This window comes from Entomomonas asaccharolytica, assembly GCF_016653615.1.
Taxonomy (GTDB): Bacteria; Pseudomonadota; Gammaproteobacteria; order Pseudomonadales; family Pseudomonadaceae; genus Entomomonas; species Entomomonas asaccharolytica.
Window position 1 is genome coordinate 3,081,435 of record NZ_CP067393.1, and the last position, 16,854, is coordinate 3,098,288.

Genomic DNA, 16,854 nt, shown 5'->3' on the forward strand with positions numbered 1-16,854 from the left:
GCAAAGTAACACGACTAAAAAAACTCTTTCGTATATATCTATAAAAGGAACATAGTTATATAAGGAAGAAAAAAATGAAAACTAAAACTCAATTAATCAGTATTCTTATTCTACTATTAAGCTATCCTTGCTTTGTAATGGCTAGGGAAACTGCTAATAAAACCAGCAGCCATAATAAATCTTCTGCCATAAAACCAAGTGGTAATAATCGTAATCCGCCGAGTAATAATAGACCTCCTGTTTCTAAACCTGAAAGTAATAAACCGCCAACTAATAACCAAAGACCTCAAGCTCCTAAACCAGAAGCAAATAAACCACCTACCAGTAATAGTAGGCCGCCTATTAGTAAACCTGAAAGTAGTAAACCTCCGACTAACAATAATAGACCCGAAGGTAGTAAACCACCTACTAATAACAGTAGACCTCCCATTTCCAAGCCTGAAGGTAATAAGCCTCCCACTCATAACAGTAGGCCTCCTATTTCCAAGCCTGGTGGTAATAAACCACCTACTAATAACCATAGACCCCCTATTTCTAAACCTGAGGGCAATAAACCACCTCTCAATAACTCAAAACCACCTAAGCCTCAACAAAATAACTCTACTACCATAAATGAATACTATGATTACGATATAGAGAATAACTACTATGGTTATTATGACAATCCATCAACTGCAACTAGGTCTAATAAAAAAACAGATAAAAATGAATTAGATCCAGGAACTGCGTTACTAATAGGGACTAGCAGCTTTCCTACCTTAACAACCATGACGCTCTATAAAGTGTTTACAGAGCAAGGAGAAAACTCAAAACAAGTTGCATTACTTAGGGCACAACAAGATGCTATGTTATTTATAGCTTCTGATGGTGAACATAAAGGCGTTTATTTAGAAAATATTCTTAGTCAATTACGAGAACAGCAACAATTTAAAACACATACAGAATTAGAGTTAGCACAAGCTATTTTAGTACTAGAATAATAGCCATTAACTATTAAGGTGAATAAGGTAAACTTACTCACTTTAATAGTAATTAACAACTAGCACATCGAATAAACCACACCTCAATATTTAAATAAACAATTTCAATAAGCTCATTATTTTTTGGAATAGACCAAAGGTTTATTAAATAAAAAACCTAAGCCATTATTTGTAATAACTTAGTATGTAATTGACTAAATAAATTATTACTGTACAACCGCTATAAAAAATTTTACTCGCATCCACTTATTAAACAGTAAAAATATTATTACTCGCCATTCATTAAATTCTACTCAACCCGCTATTTGTACCATCACATGATCAATTACTGGTTAATTAATTTATAAGCAATGTAAAGGCTTCGTAAAATAACAGTAAATTAAAACATTTGTTTCAATAAATTAATTATCATATGACAAAAGGTGTTGGGAGACGATAATGAAAAATATACTTTTAATCACTTTAATGCTTATACTTACTAGTGCCTATGATGTTAATGCCAAAGATTATAATCGCAGACCTCCGTCTGATCACCATCATAGACCACATGATAAAAATAACCATGACAATAATTCTTCAAGTGGTGGTGGTGAGGCTGCCGCTATTATACTGGTAGCCACATCTATTACATTAACTAGTTATACTATTTATCAACTACTTACAGAAGAAAAAGAAGATAATAAACTAGTTTATAGTCAAGCCAAAGAAGATGCAGCCTTTTTTATTGCCACAGAAGGACAACAAACGGGAGTTTATTTAGAAAGTGCTTTTAAACAACTACGTACTAAACCAACTTTCGCAATGACTTCTGATATGGAACTAGCTAAAGCTATCTTATCAATTTAAGAGGATATACGTTTATTTAAGAAAAATATGCTTTCAATTTGCTAATATTTTTTTAAATAAAATTATAGTATTTTTATACTAAATAAACTTTATGTAGAAACTTATTATGAAAAACTCTCATATACTTATTGCTTTCTTCACTGGCATGACACTTATCGCATCTAGCTCTATGGTTTTAGCTAATCAAGAGAATGGTAAAGGCAACAAATCAAATGCTCACAAGGTACATGGTCATAAAAAAAACTCTCAAGTAAATGATCGCAGTGTAATTAATATTGATATGGATTCACCGCAAATCTCTATTGATACAGGAAAAATTCGCATAACTATTGGTGACAATAGAGAATATTGGGGAGATACAAACGCTTTACCCCCTGGTATTCAAAAACGACTAGCACAAGGAAAACCCCTTCCTCCAGGAATAGCTAAAAAACTAGATAACCGTTTAGTAGCAAAACTACCCCACTACGAAGGTTATGAGTGGATGCGGGCAGGCAAAGATCTACTATTAGTCGTAGCTGCTACAGGTATTATCTATGATGTTCTACATGATGTATTTGATTAACTTGAAATTTGTGTATTGCTATGACTTTTTCCACAATGGCAATACATAAGTATGCATTAAAGGCGCCATATTAATATCAGCAATATCATCATAAGTTATCCAACGCGCCTCTGCTATTTCCGCAGTTGCTTGTAACTCAGGGCTATAAGGTAGATCTATCCTAAACAGCTCTGCCTTAACTGTATGATCGGGTTCGTTGGCGGCGGGTGCTACAAAACTTCCTACTATTTCAGGTAAACTGGCAGGAATGACTAATTGTAATTCTTCCTGTATTTCTCTTATAAGCGTTTCAATAGGTTGCTCACCTTGTTCTATTTTACCACCTGGCTGCATAAAAATTTCTGAACCATATTTACGTACTACTAATAAACGATTTAGGGGATCTATAATACAAGCAGCAGCAATATAAATTATTTTACTCATTACTATTTCTTCTTTAATAATTCACGAATATTAGACAATGCGGCATTGCCTGTTTCTGCTTTTTGCTCAATAGGTGTGTTTTCTAATCCTTCATAGCGTAACTCTTGCTGTGGTAATTCCGTTAAAAAACGACTGGGTAAACAATCAATAATCTCACCGTATTGTCTGCGTTTAGAAGCATAAGTAAGGGTTAAATATTGCTTAGCTCGCGTGATACCTACATAGGCTAAACGCCGTTCTTCTTCGATATTATCTGTTTCAATACTTGAGCGATGAGGCAATAACTCTTCTTCCATACCCATTAAAAAAACCAGCGGAAACTCTAACCCTTTAGAAGCATGCAATGTCATTAATTGCACAGCGTCATGCTGTTCTTCTTCTGCTTGACGATCTAGCATATCGCGCAACACTAATCGCGAAATAGCCTCCTCAATTGTCATCTCACCATCTTCATCTCGCTCGATAGTATCTTTTAATGCCTCTATCAAAAACCAAACATTCCCCATCCGAGCTTCAGCAACTTTATCATTTGAAGCATTTTGTCTTAGCCAACTTTCATAATCAATATCGATTACCATACTACGCAGTGCCATGATAGGATCACCCTGACTACATTGTTGGCGAATACTATCCATCCACTGCGTAAAACGCTGCAAGCGTTCAACAAAACGTTGATCTAAAGTATCTAATAAAGCACGATCACTGGCGGCAGCATATAAAGAAACATGCTGTCTATTGGCATAATTACTTAACTTTTCCAAGGTAACTGAGCCAATCTCTCGACGTGGCACATTAATTACACGTAAGAATGCATTATCATCATCAGGATTAACCAGTAAGCGTAAGTAAGACATAATATCCCTCACTTCTTGCCGAGCAAAAAAACTGGTTCCTCCTGTAATCACATAAGGGACTTTATGGTGCTGTAATTTCAACTCGATTAATCGTGACTGATAATTACCACGGTACAGAATTGCAAATTGCCCATAGGAGCGTTGTGTTTTTAAAGCAATTGCCTGTATCTCTGTTGCTACTCGTTCCGCTTCTGCTTCTTCATTACGACAACGTATTACTCTGATTAAATCACCATCCCCTTTATCACTCCATAATTTTTTTTCAAACACATGAGGATTATTGGTAATCAAGTGATTAGCACATCTTAAAATACGACTAGTGGAGCGGTAATTTTGTTCTAACATAATCACTTTTAAAGAAGGAAAATCCTGCTTTAACTGCATTAGATTTTCAGGCTTGGCACCACGCCACGCATAAATGGATTGGTCATCATCCCCTACTACTGTAAACTGCGCACGATCAGCCACTAATAATTTAATTAATAAATATTGGCTAGCATTGGTATCTTGATATTCATCTACTAATAAATAACGAACTTTATTGCGCCAGCGTTCTAACAGCTCCTTGTTATTTTGAAAAAGCTTAACAGGCAATAAAATAAGGTCATCAAAATCTACTGCATTATAAGCTTTTAACAAACGCTGATAATGCATATAAAGATGCGCTAACATTTGCTCTTGTGGATTACGTGCTTGCTCTAACGCTTGTTCCGGTAAGATTAAATTATTCTTCCAACGACTGATTTTACTGACCGCTTCATCAACCCCATCATCACCTGCATACTCTTTCAACATCAACTCTTTTAATAATGATTTAACATCCGTATCATCAAAAATAGAAAAGCCTGCTTTATAGCCTAATATTTGATACTCTTTGCGAATAATATTTAAACCTAAATTATGAAAGGTAGAAACAGTAAGACCTCGCCCCTCTCCCTTGCGAAGCAAGCTAGCTACTCGCTCTTTCATTTCCCTTGCTGCTTTATTAGTAAAAGTCACCGCAACAATATGATGTGCTTTAATTCCACACTGTTGAATAAGATAAGCTATTTTTCTAGTAATAACACTGGTCTTGCCCGAACCTGCACCAGCCAATACTAATAAAGGCCCACTTATAAAGTGAACGGCTTCCCGTTGGCGTGGATTAAGTGATGACATAATAACCAGAAATGAAGATAAAATGATTAAAGAGAAAATAAGGGGTATTGTTTACCCCTTATGATAGATACTATTTAAACACGTGCTCTTTTTTGTTGGCGAGCTTGATCAGCGCCTGCTTGATCACCTTGTTTCTCGCGTGCTTGGGCAACCACTTCCCAAAGATTCGAACGCAACTCAGATTGATCAGCAGAAGTATAAGACAATGCTCTTCTTGCTAATTGCTCAGCTACTTCTGCATCACCTTGTTTTAATCGAATCACTGCTAAGGTATAAAGTACTCGTGGTTCGCTGGGAGCAATACGTTGCGCACGTTCCGCACTAGCAGCCGCTTCATTAAGGTTGCCCGCTTCTTGTTGTTGCCCTGCTGTAGTTAATAAAGCTAACACAGCACCATCTAAAGGGGCACTTGCAGCAGTATTATTATCTAAAGGAATCCCTGTTGGAACACTATTAGTAGCTTGTTGTGCTATTGGCTGAATAGGCTCATCAACTGCCTGTGGAACGGCTTGAGCAATTGCCTCTTCAGATGTTTCAGTAGTAGTTGGTGTAGTATTTCTCTCAAGAGGATTAGGCTTATTTGACAAAGGTGAACTTGCATCCACTACAGGAATAGAATGAGGTTGGTTAATACCACACCCAACCAAAACAGCCATTACACCTAATACCAACCATAATTTTTTCTGTTTAACTGTCATTTTTTAATCCTAAACATTCATAACCTAATATATTAATTTATCCAACCACGTATCCAATCAGTCGTAGAACCATCCGACTTAGTACATGATAATTCAGGTGCTGGTTCAGTCCCTTTCAAATATGGCATTTGTACTGCATTAGGACACCCCTCTCCAGTACCTGCTCCTGTATTAGCATCTACCCAAGCATAAACTACATTCTGTGGTATAGGTATTCTAAGTGAGGTAGGACGAGCTTCTTTCATAAAACTGCTCCATACCTGTAATGCACCTGTAGCCCCTGTTAAAGAAGTATTTGAGTTATCATCTTTACCGAGCCATACAGTTGCCAAAATATCTTGTCCAAAACCAGTAAACCAACTGTCTTTAGACGAATTAGTGGTACCTGTTTTACCTGCTAAATTGATAGCAGCAGGTATTTGATTATAAGCAGAGCGTCCAGTTCCCTCGCGCATATTACGTTGCATAGCGTATTGTAATAAATACATTACACCTGTATCAAAACGTTGTTGTGTTTCAAATGGATAACGCCCTAACGGCTCACCCTTTGCATCCAACACATTGCGAATAGAACGAATAGGTGTATTATAACCACCACTCGCAATGGTTTGATACATACCCGCCACATCCATTGGTGTCATTGAAGCTGAACCTAACAATATAGCTGGATAGGCTTGATAATCTGCAGCAACCCCCAAACGCTTAATTGTTTTCAATACATTTGCAACACCCACATCCATTCCTATTTTTACAGTAGAAACATTATAAGAGTGCGCTAATGCTTGATAAAAGAATACATTACCATGATAACTGCGATCAAAATTCTGTGGTGTCCATTCCTTACCACCAGCTAATGGCACAGAATAAGGTTCATCTTGTACAACTGTAGTTAATGTATACTTTTTACTTTCTAATGCTGTTAAATAAACCGCGGGTTTTATTTGTGAACCAATTGATCGAATGGCATCAATCGCTCTATTAAACCCTACATAATTACGATCACGGCTACCAATTAGCCCTAACAATTCACCCGTTGAAGGATTGGTAATCACCATCGCCGCTTCTAAATTAGCAGCACGTGTACCTAAACGTTTTAAAGTAGCATCGAGCGAACGTTCCGCTTTAATTTGAATAATTGGATCCAAACTTGTGAAAATACGTAAACCTTCACCTGTTAAATCCTCTTCGTTGTAATCTTCTCTTAATTGCCGTTTAACCAAATCAATAAACGCAGGGAAAGAACTGATACCTAGTCGCCCTTGTGGAATTACTCCAAGCGGCGCTGCTTTAGCTTGTTGTGCTTCTGTCGCAGAAATAATATTTTGCTCTGCCAAAACATCTAATACAACATTACGACGCTCTGTTGCTAACTTTGGATTACGTCTAGGATTATAAACAGAAGGGCCTTTAACCATTCCTATTAATAATGCGTACTGAGGTAATTTTAATTCATTTATTGGCTGTCCAAAAAAATACTGACTGGCTAAACCAAAACCGTGAATAGAACGTTGTCCATCTTGACCTAAAAAGACTTCATTTAAATAAGCTTCTAAAATTTCTTTTTTATCGTAGTGCACTTCTAACAACATAGCCATTATGGCTTCATTAACTTTACGTTTTAAGGTACGCTCATTGGTTAAATAAAAATTCTTTACTAATTGTTGAGTCAGCGTACTACCACCTTGGGTTAATTTTCCTCTAACGACATTCGTATACACAGCTCGACCAATACCTATCATCGAAACGCCATGATGTTTATAAAAACGTTTATCTTCTACAGCAACTAATGCTTCAACTAATTTCGGTGAAACTTGATCTAATTTAACTAAAATTCTATCTTCATTATGAGCAGGATAAACGCCACCAATTAACATAGGTTCTAATCTAATCAACGGCACTACATTATTATTTTTATCGGTGATCTGACTAACATTATTGCCATTAAAAAAAACATTCACTAACTTTGAAGGTTCTGCCCCTTCATAAAATTGAAAGCCGCGAATATAAACCGTAACTTGATTAGCATTAACCTTGATTTGTCCAATATTGGGATCACTATCAGTGGTTCGATAACCTAATGCATTTAACTCAGTGAGAAAATCTTCCTTAGAAAGTTTTTGGCCTTTAAATAATTCTAATGGACGTGCATATACCTTAGCAGGAATTGTCCAACGTTTACCCGAAAACTTATCTTGCACAACTGAATCAAGATAAATAATATAAGGCGACACAATAACAATAGCCACTAAACTTAGCTTAAATATCCAACTAAAAAAAACTAGCCAGCGACTACGTTTCTTAGTATTTTTAGATAACTTTTTTCTCACTTTCTTCATGCAAGTTATTATACTGATTTATCTAATGAACAGATAACTTTTTAACATCAAGAAAATGACTCAAATTATTATAGTGATAAATTGCGAGTAAAAGATTTATAAAAAATAAGAAGGGGGGCTTCAGCCTGCCTAAACCAAAACCCCCAAATCGAAGATAAACACAATAATACAAGTACTATGCCAATTTATAGAAGCAGCGCTTTAATTCAATAAAATCAAATAATTATATTATGGCGAACTATTGCTAATCACTTTATCTATCTACTGAATTGCTACAATACGCCCCAATCCAATGCCTCAAAGAAACATAGCGCTCATAAATAGGGCTTTGTTTCTTGTTGAAAAAAGTTACATAAATTACATAAAATTACGCTATCATATATTGTAAAAGTTGGTAATATTGAGCTATACCAACTTATTGACACGGGAGCAACGTAAAATGCCATCATCAAAAAAACCAGTAAGAACCCCTCTGCATTTACTTCATGATTTAACGGACTCATTAGTTAACCACCTACAAAAGGCTTGTGTACAAGCGCAGCAAGAATCAGAAAAGACATTAACTAAGCTAGAAAAACAGCGTGTTAAAATACAAGACAAATTACTAAAGGCTCAAGAAAAGCTTAAAAAAGTAACAGAATCAGGTAAGTCAAAAGCTAAAGGCAAAGCTAAAAAATCCTTAGCCGAGTTAGAAGCTATTCACAGTAAACTACAAGTTCAACAAAAAAACCTTTTAGACTATGCTAACACTTTAAAAAGAGATTCCGCTAAAAGCTTAGATCTAGCTCAAGGTGTTTCTAAAGTAAAAGAACGTGTTCTTGCTTTATTGCAAAAACCTGCAACAACAGCAACAAAAACTACTCCCGCTAATAAACCAGTAGCTAGAAAAACAACCACTCGCAGAACAACGACTACAGCAAAAGCCACTACAGCTACCGCTGCCAAAAAACCAACTACCCGTAAAACTACAGCAACTGCTAGTAAAGCTAAAACTACTAAACCTACAGCAACTAAACGCCCAGTAGCAGCGTCTAAAGCAACACCTGCACGTTCTACCACAACAGTAAGAACAGCAAAAGCTACTCCTGCTAGAACTACTGCAACAAAAGCAACAGCCAAAAAAGTTACTGCTAGCAAAACAACTACTGCTGCTAAAAAACCAACGGTAGCCAAAACAACAGTTGCTAAAGCTAAAACCACTACCACTGCTAAAAAACCAGCAGCTAAACCAGTACCAAAAAAACCGACTGCAGTTAACAAACCAACTGTAGCTAAAGCGACAACTGCCACTACCAAAAAACCAGTTGCCGTTAAAAAACCAGTAGCTCGAAAAGCACCTGTTGCTAAAAAACCAACAACAACAGGTAACGCTTCTTAACCGATAAAATTAACTGAGGTTATTATGGCAAAACGTATTCAAATATCTCAACATGGTGATGTAGATGTACTTGAATACGTTGATTTCGAACCAAGTGTAGCTAAAGCTAATGAAGTACAAATACGTAATCATGCCATAGGCCTAAATTTTATTGATACTTACTACCGCTCTGGTTTGTACAGTCCACCATCGCTCCCATCTGGATTAGGTACAGAAGGAGCGGGAGAAGTTATTGCGATAGGTGACTCGGTTACTCACTTCAAAGTAGGTGATCGGGTTGCTTACTGTACTGGGCCATTAGGTGCCTACAGCGAAATCCACACACTTACAGAATCCCACGTACTTCATTTACCCAATGATATTTCTTTTGAACAAGCTGCAGCCTGTTTGTTAAAAGGACTAACCGTTCAATATCTACTATGCCAAACCTATCCTGTAAAACAAGGTGATATTATTTTATTCCATGCAGCAGCTGGTGGGGTGGGTAGTATTGCATGTCAGTGGGCAAAAGCCATTGGCGCTAAACTAATCGGAACTGCAGGTTCTACAGCAAAAATAGAGCGAGCCAAAGAATTAGGTGCATGGCAAGTTATAAACTACCATGAAGAAGATGTCGTACAGCGTGTTAAACAACTTACTAATAATGCTAAGTGTCCTGTTGTTTATGACAGCGTTGGCAAAGATATGTGGGAAACATCGCTAGATTGTTTAGCACCACGCGGGCTAATGGTAAGTTTTGGTAATTCATCAGGTGCTGTAACAGGTGTTAATTTAGGAATTCTTAATCAAAAAGGTGGGCTCTATGTCACCCGTCCTTCACTGGCTTGGTATGCGAATAGTCATGAAAAACTACAAGCTATGGCTAATGAATTATTTGATTTAATTAGCAGTAAAAAAATAATAATAGATATTAATCAACGTTTTCCTTTGGCGGATGCAGCTAAAGCACAACAACAATTAACAGCCAGAAAAACTACAGGCTCTACCATATTATTAGTATAAAGCTTGTTTGTCTTTATTATCTAACTTAACCAAAATCCATTTTTATTAATTGGTGTTTACGTTAATAATAATTTTTCTACTAGCAACTACTAATTAACGAATAATCTTGCCAGTCATTAAATCGGTTATTTGGCTCGACTTTCTTTCCTTGCCAAGCTCACCATTTAACACAGCATCTAACTGGCCATGAAAATACTTTTCGACCATCAGTCTATTTTGAGCACTAGGTTGGCCTGCTAAGTTAGCAGAAGTAGAAACAAGAGGTCCTGTTAAATCACATAATGCTTTAACAAGAGGATGATTGGTTACCCGTAAAGCAACCGTTGCATGAACACCTGTTATCCAAGCAGGCACTCTATTTTGATGAGGAACTAACCAAGTAAAAGGGCCAGGCCAACTCTGTTGTAATTTAGCTAATTGCTGTTTAGGCAAATCATGTAAAATAAAATCAAACTGCTCAATCGTGCTAGCGATTAAGATTAATCCTTTTTCAACAGGACGTGCTTTAAGTTCTAATATTCTTAATGTTGCTTGCTCATCCCAAGGATTACATCCTAAACCCCAGACACCTTCTGTAGGGTAAGCAATTACCCCACCTTGTTTAATTAGATGAGCAACTTGTTCAATCTGCCAACTACTTGCCATTATTTGTGATAACGAACCGAAAGATCATGTACAGCATTAATAAAAGCGGCTGCATTATCAGGATTTACTTCTGGGGTAATGCCATGACCTAAATTAAACACATGTCCAGAACCATTACCATAACCCGCTAAGATACGTTCCACTTCTTCACAAATAGCTGAAGTATTTGCATAAAGTACGGAAGGATCCATATTACCTTGTAAAGCAACCTTATAACCCACTCGCGCTCTAGCTTGCTTAATATCACAAGTCCAATCCAAACCTAAAGCATTAGCTCCTGTATCAGCCATTGCTTCTAACCACTGGCCACCATTTTTAGTAAATAAAATAACAGGGACCTGTCTACCTTCATGCTCTTTAATAAGACCTTCTACGATTTGTTGCATGTAAGACAGTGAAAACTCTAGATAAGCATTAGATGCTAAATTACCACCCCATGTGTCAAATATTTGAACTGCTTGTGCACCTGCTAAGATTTGACCATTTAAATAGTTGATAACTGAGCGTGTTAATTTGGCTAATAAGGCATGTACTACTTCTGGCGTATCATAAGCCATTGCTTTGACTTTACGAAAATCTTTGCTGGAGCCACCCTCAACCATATAAGTGGCTAACGTCCAAGGACTACCAGCAAAACCAATTAATGGTACACGGCCATTTAATTCTTTACGAATAGTACGTACGGCTTGCATTACATAACCTAAATCTTGCTCTGTATCAGGGATAGGTAATGCATTTACATCTGCCATATTACTAATAACTTTTTTGAAGCGCGGGCCTTCTCCTGTTTCAAAATACAAACCTAATCCCATCGCATCAGGAATTGTTAAAATATCTGAAAACAAAATAGCGGCATCTAGGGGAAAACGCTCTAAAGGCTGTAAGGTTACTTCACAAGCTAGCTCTGCATTCTTGCATAAGCTCATAAAGTCGCCCGCTTTATCACGGGTAGCGCGGTATTCTGGTAGGTAACGACCTGCTTGGCGCATCATCCATACGGGTGTTACATCAACGGGCTGTTTTAATAATGCTCGTAGAAAGCGATCATTTTTTAACTCTATCATGGGTACACCTACCAGTTAGCACAAGAAATATTAGCGTAACCCTAACACATCTTGCATATCGTATAAACCATTTGCTTGATCTTGTAACCATAATGCTGAACGCAAAGCACCATTGGCATAAATCATTCGATTAGAAGCTTTATGGGTAATCTCGACACGTTCCCCTTCTGCTGCGAAAAGTACGGTATGGTCTCCAACTACGTCCCCTGCACGCACTGTAGAAAAGCCAATAGTTTCACGTTCACGGGCACCTGTAAAACCTTCTCTACCATAAACAGCAACATCTTTTAAATTACGCCCTAAGGCGTTAGCTACAACCTCACCCATCCGCAATGCAGTACCAGAAGGTGCATCCACTTTATTACGGTGATGTGCTTCTAATACTTCGATATCTACTTCATCACCTAATACTTTGGCTGCCATATCGAGCAATTTAAAACATAGGTTAATGCCAATACTATAGTTAGCAGAAAATACGATCGGGATTTGTTTAGCCGCTTCTGTTATTTGTTGCTTCTGCTCATCAGAAAAACCTGTAGTACCAATAATAATAGCTTTGTTAGCCTGTACACAAAGTTGGATATTTTTCATGGTTGCAGTTGGCTGAGTAAAGTCAATTAATACATCAAAATTATTCAACTGATTTTCTAAAGAGCAATCAACCGCCACACCAATTTTGCCAACGCCTACTAATTCACCAGCATCCACACCCAGTAAACTGCTAGTAGGTTCAACAATAGCCGCGCCAAGGGTAGTTTTTTCATTATTACAAACAGCTGCTACTAAGTTTTTCCCCATACGCCCAGCGGCGCCTATCACTGCTATACGTAACATAGATATATCCTAAGATTTAAAGCTTTCAAAAAAGTTTTTAACACTTTCAAACCAACCCGTAGCTTGTGGACACTGATGGGCTGCTCCATCCATAGTCTCACGTAGCCTCTCTAACAGTTCGCGTTGTTCTTTATCTAGCTTAACAGGTGTTTCAATGATTATTCTGCACAGTAGATCGCCTACAGAACCACCTCTAACAGGTTTTATACCTTTACCACGTAAGCGGAATATTTTTCCTGTTTGAGTACCTTCTGGGATTTTTAACTTAACACGGCCATCTAAGGTAGGAACTTCAAGCTCAGCACCTAAGGCAGCATCGGGGAAACTAATAGGTACTTCGCAGTAAAGATCACGTCCATCACGTTGGAATATTCTGTGCTCTTTAACATTAACCACCACATATAAGTCGCCCGCAGGGCCACCCATCGTGCCAGCTTCACCCTCACCTGTTAAGCGAATTTTATCGCCCGTATCAACCCCAGCAGGTACTTTAACTGCTAAGGTCTTAGTTTCTTGAACTCGACCCTCACCATGACAAACATTACAAGGATCTTTAATGGTTTTGCCACTGCCCTGACAATCTGGACAGGTTTGCTGCACAGAGAAAAACCCTGCCTGCATTCTTACTTGTCCATGACCAGCACAGGTTTTACAAACCTCTGGTGATGAGCCTGCTTTAGCACCGCTACCATGACAGGTATTACAGTTTACGTATGTAGGTACTTTAATAGTAACTTCTTTACCTTGTACAGCTTCTTCTAACGAAAGGTCTAAGGTATAGCGTAGATCATGACCACGCTGCGCACCGCCTCTGCCACGACGACCACCACCATCGCCAAAGATATCGCCAAACATATCAAAAATATCTGAGAAGCCCGCACCACCATGGAAGCCACCACCCATTTGTGGGTCTACGCCAGCATGTCCATACTGATCGTAGGCAGCACGTTTTTGACTATCAGACAATACTTCGTAGGCTTCGTTGGCTTCCTTAAACTTTTCTTCTGCTTCTTTATTGTCAGGATTACGATCAGGGTGGTACTTCATGGCTACCCTTCGGTATGCCTTTTTTAATTCAACTTCTGTAACTGTCCTTTCCACCCCAAGAACTTCATAGTAATCGCGCTTTGCCATAACCTCTATACCTGATAACTCTGCTGTCGCTAATAAATAAAAGTGCCACAGCTTAGATGATTTTTTACTAAAAAGAAATGAATAACTATTTTCTTTATTAAGAAAATATCCCCTTTACAAAGACACAAACGCGGGAGAGTTAACTTCCCGCGTTTGCTATTTCAACATAAAGACCAACCCTAGGTTATTTGTCTTTATTATCTTTTACTTCTTCAAACTCAGCATCTAATACATCATCGCCTTGCTTACTTTGTTCAGCGCCTGCGCCAGCATCCTGAGCTTGTCCTTGAGCTTGATCTGCATAAGCTCGTTGGGTGATTGGCATCATTAAGTCGTTTAATAGCTTAACTTTAGCTTCAATCTCATCTTTATTATCTGCTTTAACTGCTTCTTCAACATCAGCAATTGCTTTTTCTAAAGATGTTTTTTCATCAGCTGTTACCTTTTCACCTAAATCAGTAATCATCTTACGTGCAGCATGAGCTGTTTGATCACCTAAGTTACGTGCAGATACTAACTCTTCAAACTTACGATCTTCTTCAGCATTCGCTTCCGCATCACGTACCATTTTTTCAATCTCTTCATCAGAAAGACCAGAGTTAGCCTTAATCACGATAGATTGTTGTTTACCAGTAGCCTTATCTTTTGCTGAAACATTTAAGATACCGTTTGCATCAATATCAAACGTTACTTCAATTTGTGGTACACCACGTGGAGCTGGTGGAATATCAGCCAGATCAAACTTACCTAAAGTCTTGTTTTGTGCTGCTTGCTTACGCTCACCTTGTAACACATGGATAGTTACTGCATTTTGGTTATCATCTGCGGTTGAAAACACTTGCGATTTCTTAGTAGGAATCGTGGTGTTTTTATCAATTAGCGGAGTCATTACGCCACCCATAGTTTCAATACCTAAGGTTAATGGTGTAACGTCCAATAACAATACATCTTTTACATCACCTGCTAATACCGCACCTTGAATAGCAGCACCCATTGCTACTGCTTCATCAGGATTGACATCACGACGTGGCTCTTTATTAAAGAACTCAGTTACCTTTTGTTGTACTAAAGGCATACGAGTTTGACCACCTACTAAAATCACCTCATCAATTTTGCTTGCATCAAGACCTGCGTCTTTTAAAGCAATCTTACATGGCTCAATAGTACGGGCTACTAAATCTTCAACCAATGCTTCTAATTTTGCACGGGTTACTTTTACATTCAAGTGCTTAGGACCTGTTTGGTCAGCAGTTATATAAGGTAAGTTAACATCGGTTTGTTGGCTAGAAGAAAGTTCAATCTTAGCTTTTTCAGCCGCTTCTTTTAAACGCTGCATTGCTAGTGGATCACCTTTAAGATCCATGCCATTTTCTTTCTTAAACTCATCTGCTAAATAATCGATTAAACGGATATCAAAGTCTTCACCACCTAAGAAGGTATCACCATTAGTTGCTAATACTTCAAATTGGTGTTCGCCATCTACTTCAGCGATTTCAATAACAGAAACGTCAAAAGTACCACCACCTAAGTCATAAACGATAATAGTATGGTCACCTTTTGATTTATCCATACCATAAGCAAGTGCCGCCGCTGTTGGCTCGTTGATAATACGCTTAACATCTAAACCAGCAATTTTACCAGCATCTTTTGTTGCTTGACGTTGGCTATCATTAAAATAAGCAGGTACAGTGATCACAGCTTCAGTTACAGGCTCGCCTAAATAATCTTCAGCTGTTTTTTTCATTTTCTTTAAAACTTCTGCTGAAATTTGAGGAGGCGCCATTTTCTGACCATTTACCTCAACCCAAGCATCACCATTGTCTGCTTTAACGATTTTATAAGGCACTAATTTAATATCTTTTTGTACCACATCTTCATCAAACTTACGGCCAATTAAACGTTTTACCGCAAATAAAGTATTATGAGGATTAGTTACTGCCTGACGTTTAGCAGATTGACCTACTAAGATTTCACCATCATTTGTATAAGCAATAATAGAAGGCGTAGTACGCGCACCCTCTGCGTTCTCAATAACCTTTGATGTACCATTTTCTAATACAGACACACAGGAATTCGTTGTTCCTAAGTCAATACCAATAATTTTACCCATTTATACTTCTCCTGAAACTTTGATTTAACGCCAATTTCGTTTCAATTAATCAGCGTTCAAAACTGAACTTGTTAGATAGATAAGGGCTTTTTATAAAATTTCAAGCCCTTTAGTTACTTTTTTTAGGGTGCTTTACTTACCACTACCATTGCAGGGCGTAATAACCTTCCATTTAACAGATAACCTTTTTGAAATACTTTTAGCACAGTATTTGGCTCTACATTTGCACTTGGCTCCATAGCCATTGCTTGCTGAGTCTCAGGATTAAACGGTTCACCCTCAGGGTTAACTTCCTCAATTTGAAATTGCTTTAAGGTATCTTTAAACACTTTAAGCGTTAACTCCATACCTTCACGAATAGCTACTACTGACTCATGATCGCCTGTTGAAACTTCAATACCACGCTCCAAACTATCCAATACAGGTAACAATGCTAAAGAAAATTTTTCCAAAGCGAATTTGTGCGCTTTCTCAACATCCTGCTCAGCACGGCGACGCATATTTTGCATTTCTGCTACAGCGCGCAGTGCCTGATCTTTAGCTTCTGCTAATTGCTCTTCTAACTCAGCAATACGATTACTTACTGCATCGTCCTGTGACATGTGTTGTTCTTGTCCGTTTTCTTGCTCTGGTAATTCAGACTCTTGCTTTTGCTCATCAGTCATTAGTTTCTCCTTCTAAAACTTGTAGATACTTAACATAAACTAAGCCTCTTATTTGTACTCTATATGGGGTAACTTTTATAATTTTCAAGAGGCCTTACTGGTATTTTTACTTTTTGACACACAGCTATTATTTTCAATAAAAATTTTAAACTTCTACAAGAT

Annotated in this window: 15 protein-coding genes; 5 read left to right on the top strand and 10 right to left on the bottom strand. The window is 37.7% G+C overall.

Going from position 1 to position 16,854, the window contains the following annotated elements; all coding sequences use genetic code 11:
• Positions 1-74 precede the first annotated feature (74 nt).
• The 3 genes from JHT90_RS14450 (at position 75) to JHT90_RS14460 (ending at position 2,391) form a co-directional block, all read left to right on the top strand.
• Complete coding sequence (locus tag JHT90_RS14450) at positions 75-980, top strand: DUF2388 domain-containing protein (protein WP_201092304.1); 906 nt, start codon at positions 75-77, stop codon at positions 978-980.
• A gap of 438 nt (positions 981-1,418) precedes the next feature.
• Positions 1,419-1,826, top strand: coding sequence for a DUF2388 domain-containing protein (locus JHT90_RS14455; protein ID WP_201092305.1), 408 nt, complete (start codon positions 1,419-1,421; stop codon positions 1,824-1,826).
• Positions 1,827-1,932: 106 nt separating this feature from the next.
• Positions 1,933-2,391: an anti-virulence regulator CigR family protein gene (locus tag JHT90_RS14460; protein ID WP_201092306.1), complete on the top strand. Its 459-nt coding sequence runs from the start codon at positions 1,933-1,935 to the stop codon at positions 2,389-2,391.
• An 18-nt stretch (positions 2,392-2,409) separates the two neighbouring features.
• Here JHT90_RS14460 and JHT90_RS14465 read toward each other — a convergent pair whose 3' ends face one another.
• From JHT90_RS14465 to mrcB, 4 genes are all read right to left on the bottom strand, one after another.
• Positions 2,410-2,814, bottom strand: a complete 405-nt coding sequence (locus tag JHT90_RS14465; protein WP_201092308.1) for an NUDIX hydrolase — start codon at positions 2,812-2,814, stop codon at positions 2,410-2,412.
• 2 nt (positions 2,815-2,816) lie between these two features.
• Entirely contained in the window at positions 2,817-4,826 is a 2,010-nt protein-coding gene (gene rep / locus JHT90_RS14470) for a DNA helicase Rep (protein WP_201092310.1), read from the bottom strand.
• Between the two features lie 74 nt (positions 4,827-4,900).
• The gene (locus tag JHT90_RS14475; RefSeq protein ID WP_236253981.1) at positions 4,901-5,524 is read right to left on the bottom strand and encodes a hypothetical protein; all 624 of its coding nucleotides are present in this window, start codon (positions 5,522-5,524) and stop codon (positions 4,901-4,903) included.
• A gap of 32 nt (positions 5,525-5,556) precedes the next feature.
• Positions 5,557-7,860: a penicillin-binding protein 1B gene (mrcB, locus tag JHT90_RS14480; protein WP_201092312.1), complete on the bottom strand. Its 2,304-nt coding sequence runs from the start codon at positions 7,858-7,860 to the stop codon at positions 5,557-5,559.
• Positions 7,861-8,299: 439 nt separating this feature from the next.
• On the opposite strand from mrcB, the gene JHT90_RS14485 reads away from it, so the two are divergent.
• Positions 8,300-9,238, top strand: coding sequence for an AlgP family protein (locus JHT90_RS14485; protein WP_201092319.1), 939 nt, complete (start codon positions 8,300-8,302; stop codon positions 9,236-9,238).
• Positions 9,239-9,262: 24 nt separating this feature from the next.
• Complete coding sequence (locus JHT90_RS14490) at positions 9,263-10,240, top strand: NADPH:quinone reductase (RefSeq protein ID WP_201092320.1); 978 nt, start codon at positions 9,263-9,265, stop codon at positions 10,238-10,240.
• Positions 10,241-10,333: 93 nt separating this feature from the next.
• On the opposite strand, the gene JHT90_RS14495 is transcribed toward JHT90_RS14490, so the two are convergent.
• The 6 genes from JHT90_RS14495 to grpE form a co-directional block, all read right to left on the bottom strand.
• Positions 10,334-10,885 carry an L-threonylcarbamoyladenylate synthase gene (locus JHT90_RS14495; RefSeq protein ID WP_201092324.1) on the bottom strand — a complete coding sequence of 184 codons (552 nt, stop codon included), beginning with the start codon at positions 10,883-10,885 and terminating at the stop codon, positions 10,334-10,336.
• Entirely contained in the window at positions 10,885-11,949 is a 1,065-nt protein-coding gene (hemE, locus tag JHT90_RS14500) for a uroporphyrinogen decarboxylase (RefSeq protein ID WP_201092326.1), read from the bottom strand. Before hemE ends, JHT90_RS14495 begins: the two co-directional genes overlap by 1 nt.
• A gap of 30 nt (positions 11,950-11,979) precedes the next feature.
• Entirely contained in the window at positions 11,980-12,783 is an 804-nt protein-coding gene (gene dapB / locus JHT90_RS14505; protein ID WP_201092327.1) for a 4-hydroxy-tetrahydrodipicolinate reductase, read from the bottom strand.
• A 9-nt stretch (positions 12,784-12,792) separates the two neighbouring features.
• Entirely contained in the window at positions 12,793-13,917 is a 1,125-nt protein-coding gene (gene dnaJ / locus JHT90_RS14510) for a molecular chaperone DnaJ (RefSeq protein WP_201092329.1), read from the bottom strand.
• A gap of 184 nt (positions 13,918-14,101) precedes the next feature.
• Positions 14,102-16,027: a molecular chaperone DnaK gene (dnaK, locus tag JHT90_RS14515; RefSeq protein ID WP_201092331.1), complete on the bottom strand. Its 1,926-nt coding sequence runs from the start codon at positions 16,025-16,027 to the stop codon at positions 14,102-14,104.
• A 122-nt stretch (positions 16,028-16,149) separates the two neighbouring features.
• Positions 16,150-16,692 carry a nucleotide exchange factor GrpE gene (gene grpE / locus JHT90_RS14520; RefSeq protein ID WP_201092334.1) on the bottom strand — a complete coding sequence of 181 codons (543 nt, stop codon included), beginning with the start codon at positions 16,690-16,692 and terminating at the stop codon, positions 16,150-16,152.
• Positions 16,693-16,854 lie beyond the last annotated feature (162 nt).

Excerpts from the sequence above, each read along its gene's own strand:
- JHT90_RS14450 (WP_201092304.1), top strand. The coding sequence starts at position 75 with ATGAAAACTAAAACTCAATTAATCAGTATTCTTATTCTACTATTAAGC.
- JHT90_RS14455 (WP_201092305.1), top strand. The coding sequence starts at position 1,419 with ATGAAAAATATACTTTTAATCACTTTAATGCTTATACTTACTAGTGCC.
- JHT90_RS14460 (WP_201092306.1), top strand. The coding sequence starts at position 1,933 with ATGAAAAACTCTCATATACTTATTGCTTTCTTCACTGGCATGACACTT.
- JHT90_RS14465 (WP_201092308.1), bottom strand. The coding sequence starts at position 2,814 with ATGAGTAAAATAATTTATATTGCTGCTGCTTGTATTATAGATCCCCTA.
- rep (WP_201092310.1), bottom strand. The coding sequence starts at position 4,826 with ATGTCATCACTTAATCCACGCCAACGGGAAGCCGTTCACTTTATAAGT.
- JHT90_RS14475 (WP_236253981.1), bottom strand. The coding sequence starts at position 5,524 with ATGACAGTTAAACAGAAAAAATTATGGTTGGTATTAGGTGTAATGGCT.
- mrcB (WP_201092312.1), bottom strand. The coding sequence starts at position 7,860 with ATGAAGAAAGTGAGAAAAAAGTTATCTAAAAATACTAAGAAACGTAGT.
- JHT90_RS14485 (WP_201092319.1), top strand. The coding sequence starts at position 8,300 with ATGCCATCATCAAAAAAACCAGTAAGAACCCCTCTGCATTTACTTCAT.
- JHT90_RS14490 (WP_201092320.1), top strand. The coding sequence starts at position 9,263 with ATGGCAAAACGTATTCAAATATCTCAACATGGTGATGTAGATGTACTT.
- JHT90_RS14495 (WP_201092324.1), bottom strand. The coding sequence starts at position 10,885 with ATGGCAAGTAGTTGGCAGATTGAACAAGTTGCTCATCTAATTAAACAA.
- hemE (WP_201092326.1), bottom strand. The coding sequence starts at position 11,949 with ATGATAGAGTTAAAAAATGATCGCTTTCTACGAGCATTATTAAAACAG.
- dapB (WP_201092327.1), bottom strand. The coding sequence starts at position 12,783 with ATGTTACGTATAGCAGTGATAGGCGCCGCTGGGCGTATGGGGAAAAAC.
- dnaJ (WP_201092329.1), bottom strand. The coding sequence starts at position 13,917 with ATGGCAAAGCGCGATTACTATGAAGTTCTTGGGGTGGAAAGGACAGTT.
- dnaK (WP_201092331.1), bottom strand. The coding sequence starts at position 16,027 with ATGGGTAAAATTATTGGTATTGACTTAGGAACAACGAATTCCTGTGTG.
- grpE (WP_201092334.1), bottom strand. The coding sequence starts at position 16,692 with ATGACTGATGAGCAAAAGCAAGAGTCTGAATTACCAGAGCAAGAAAAC.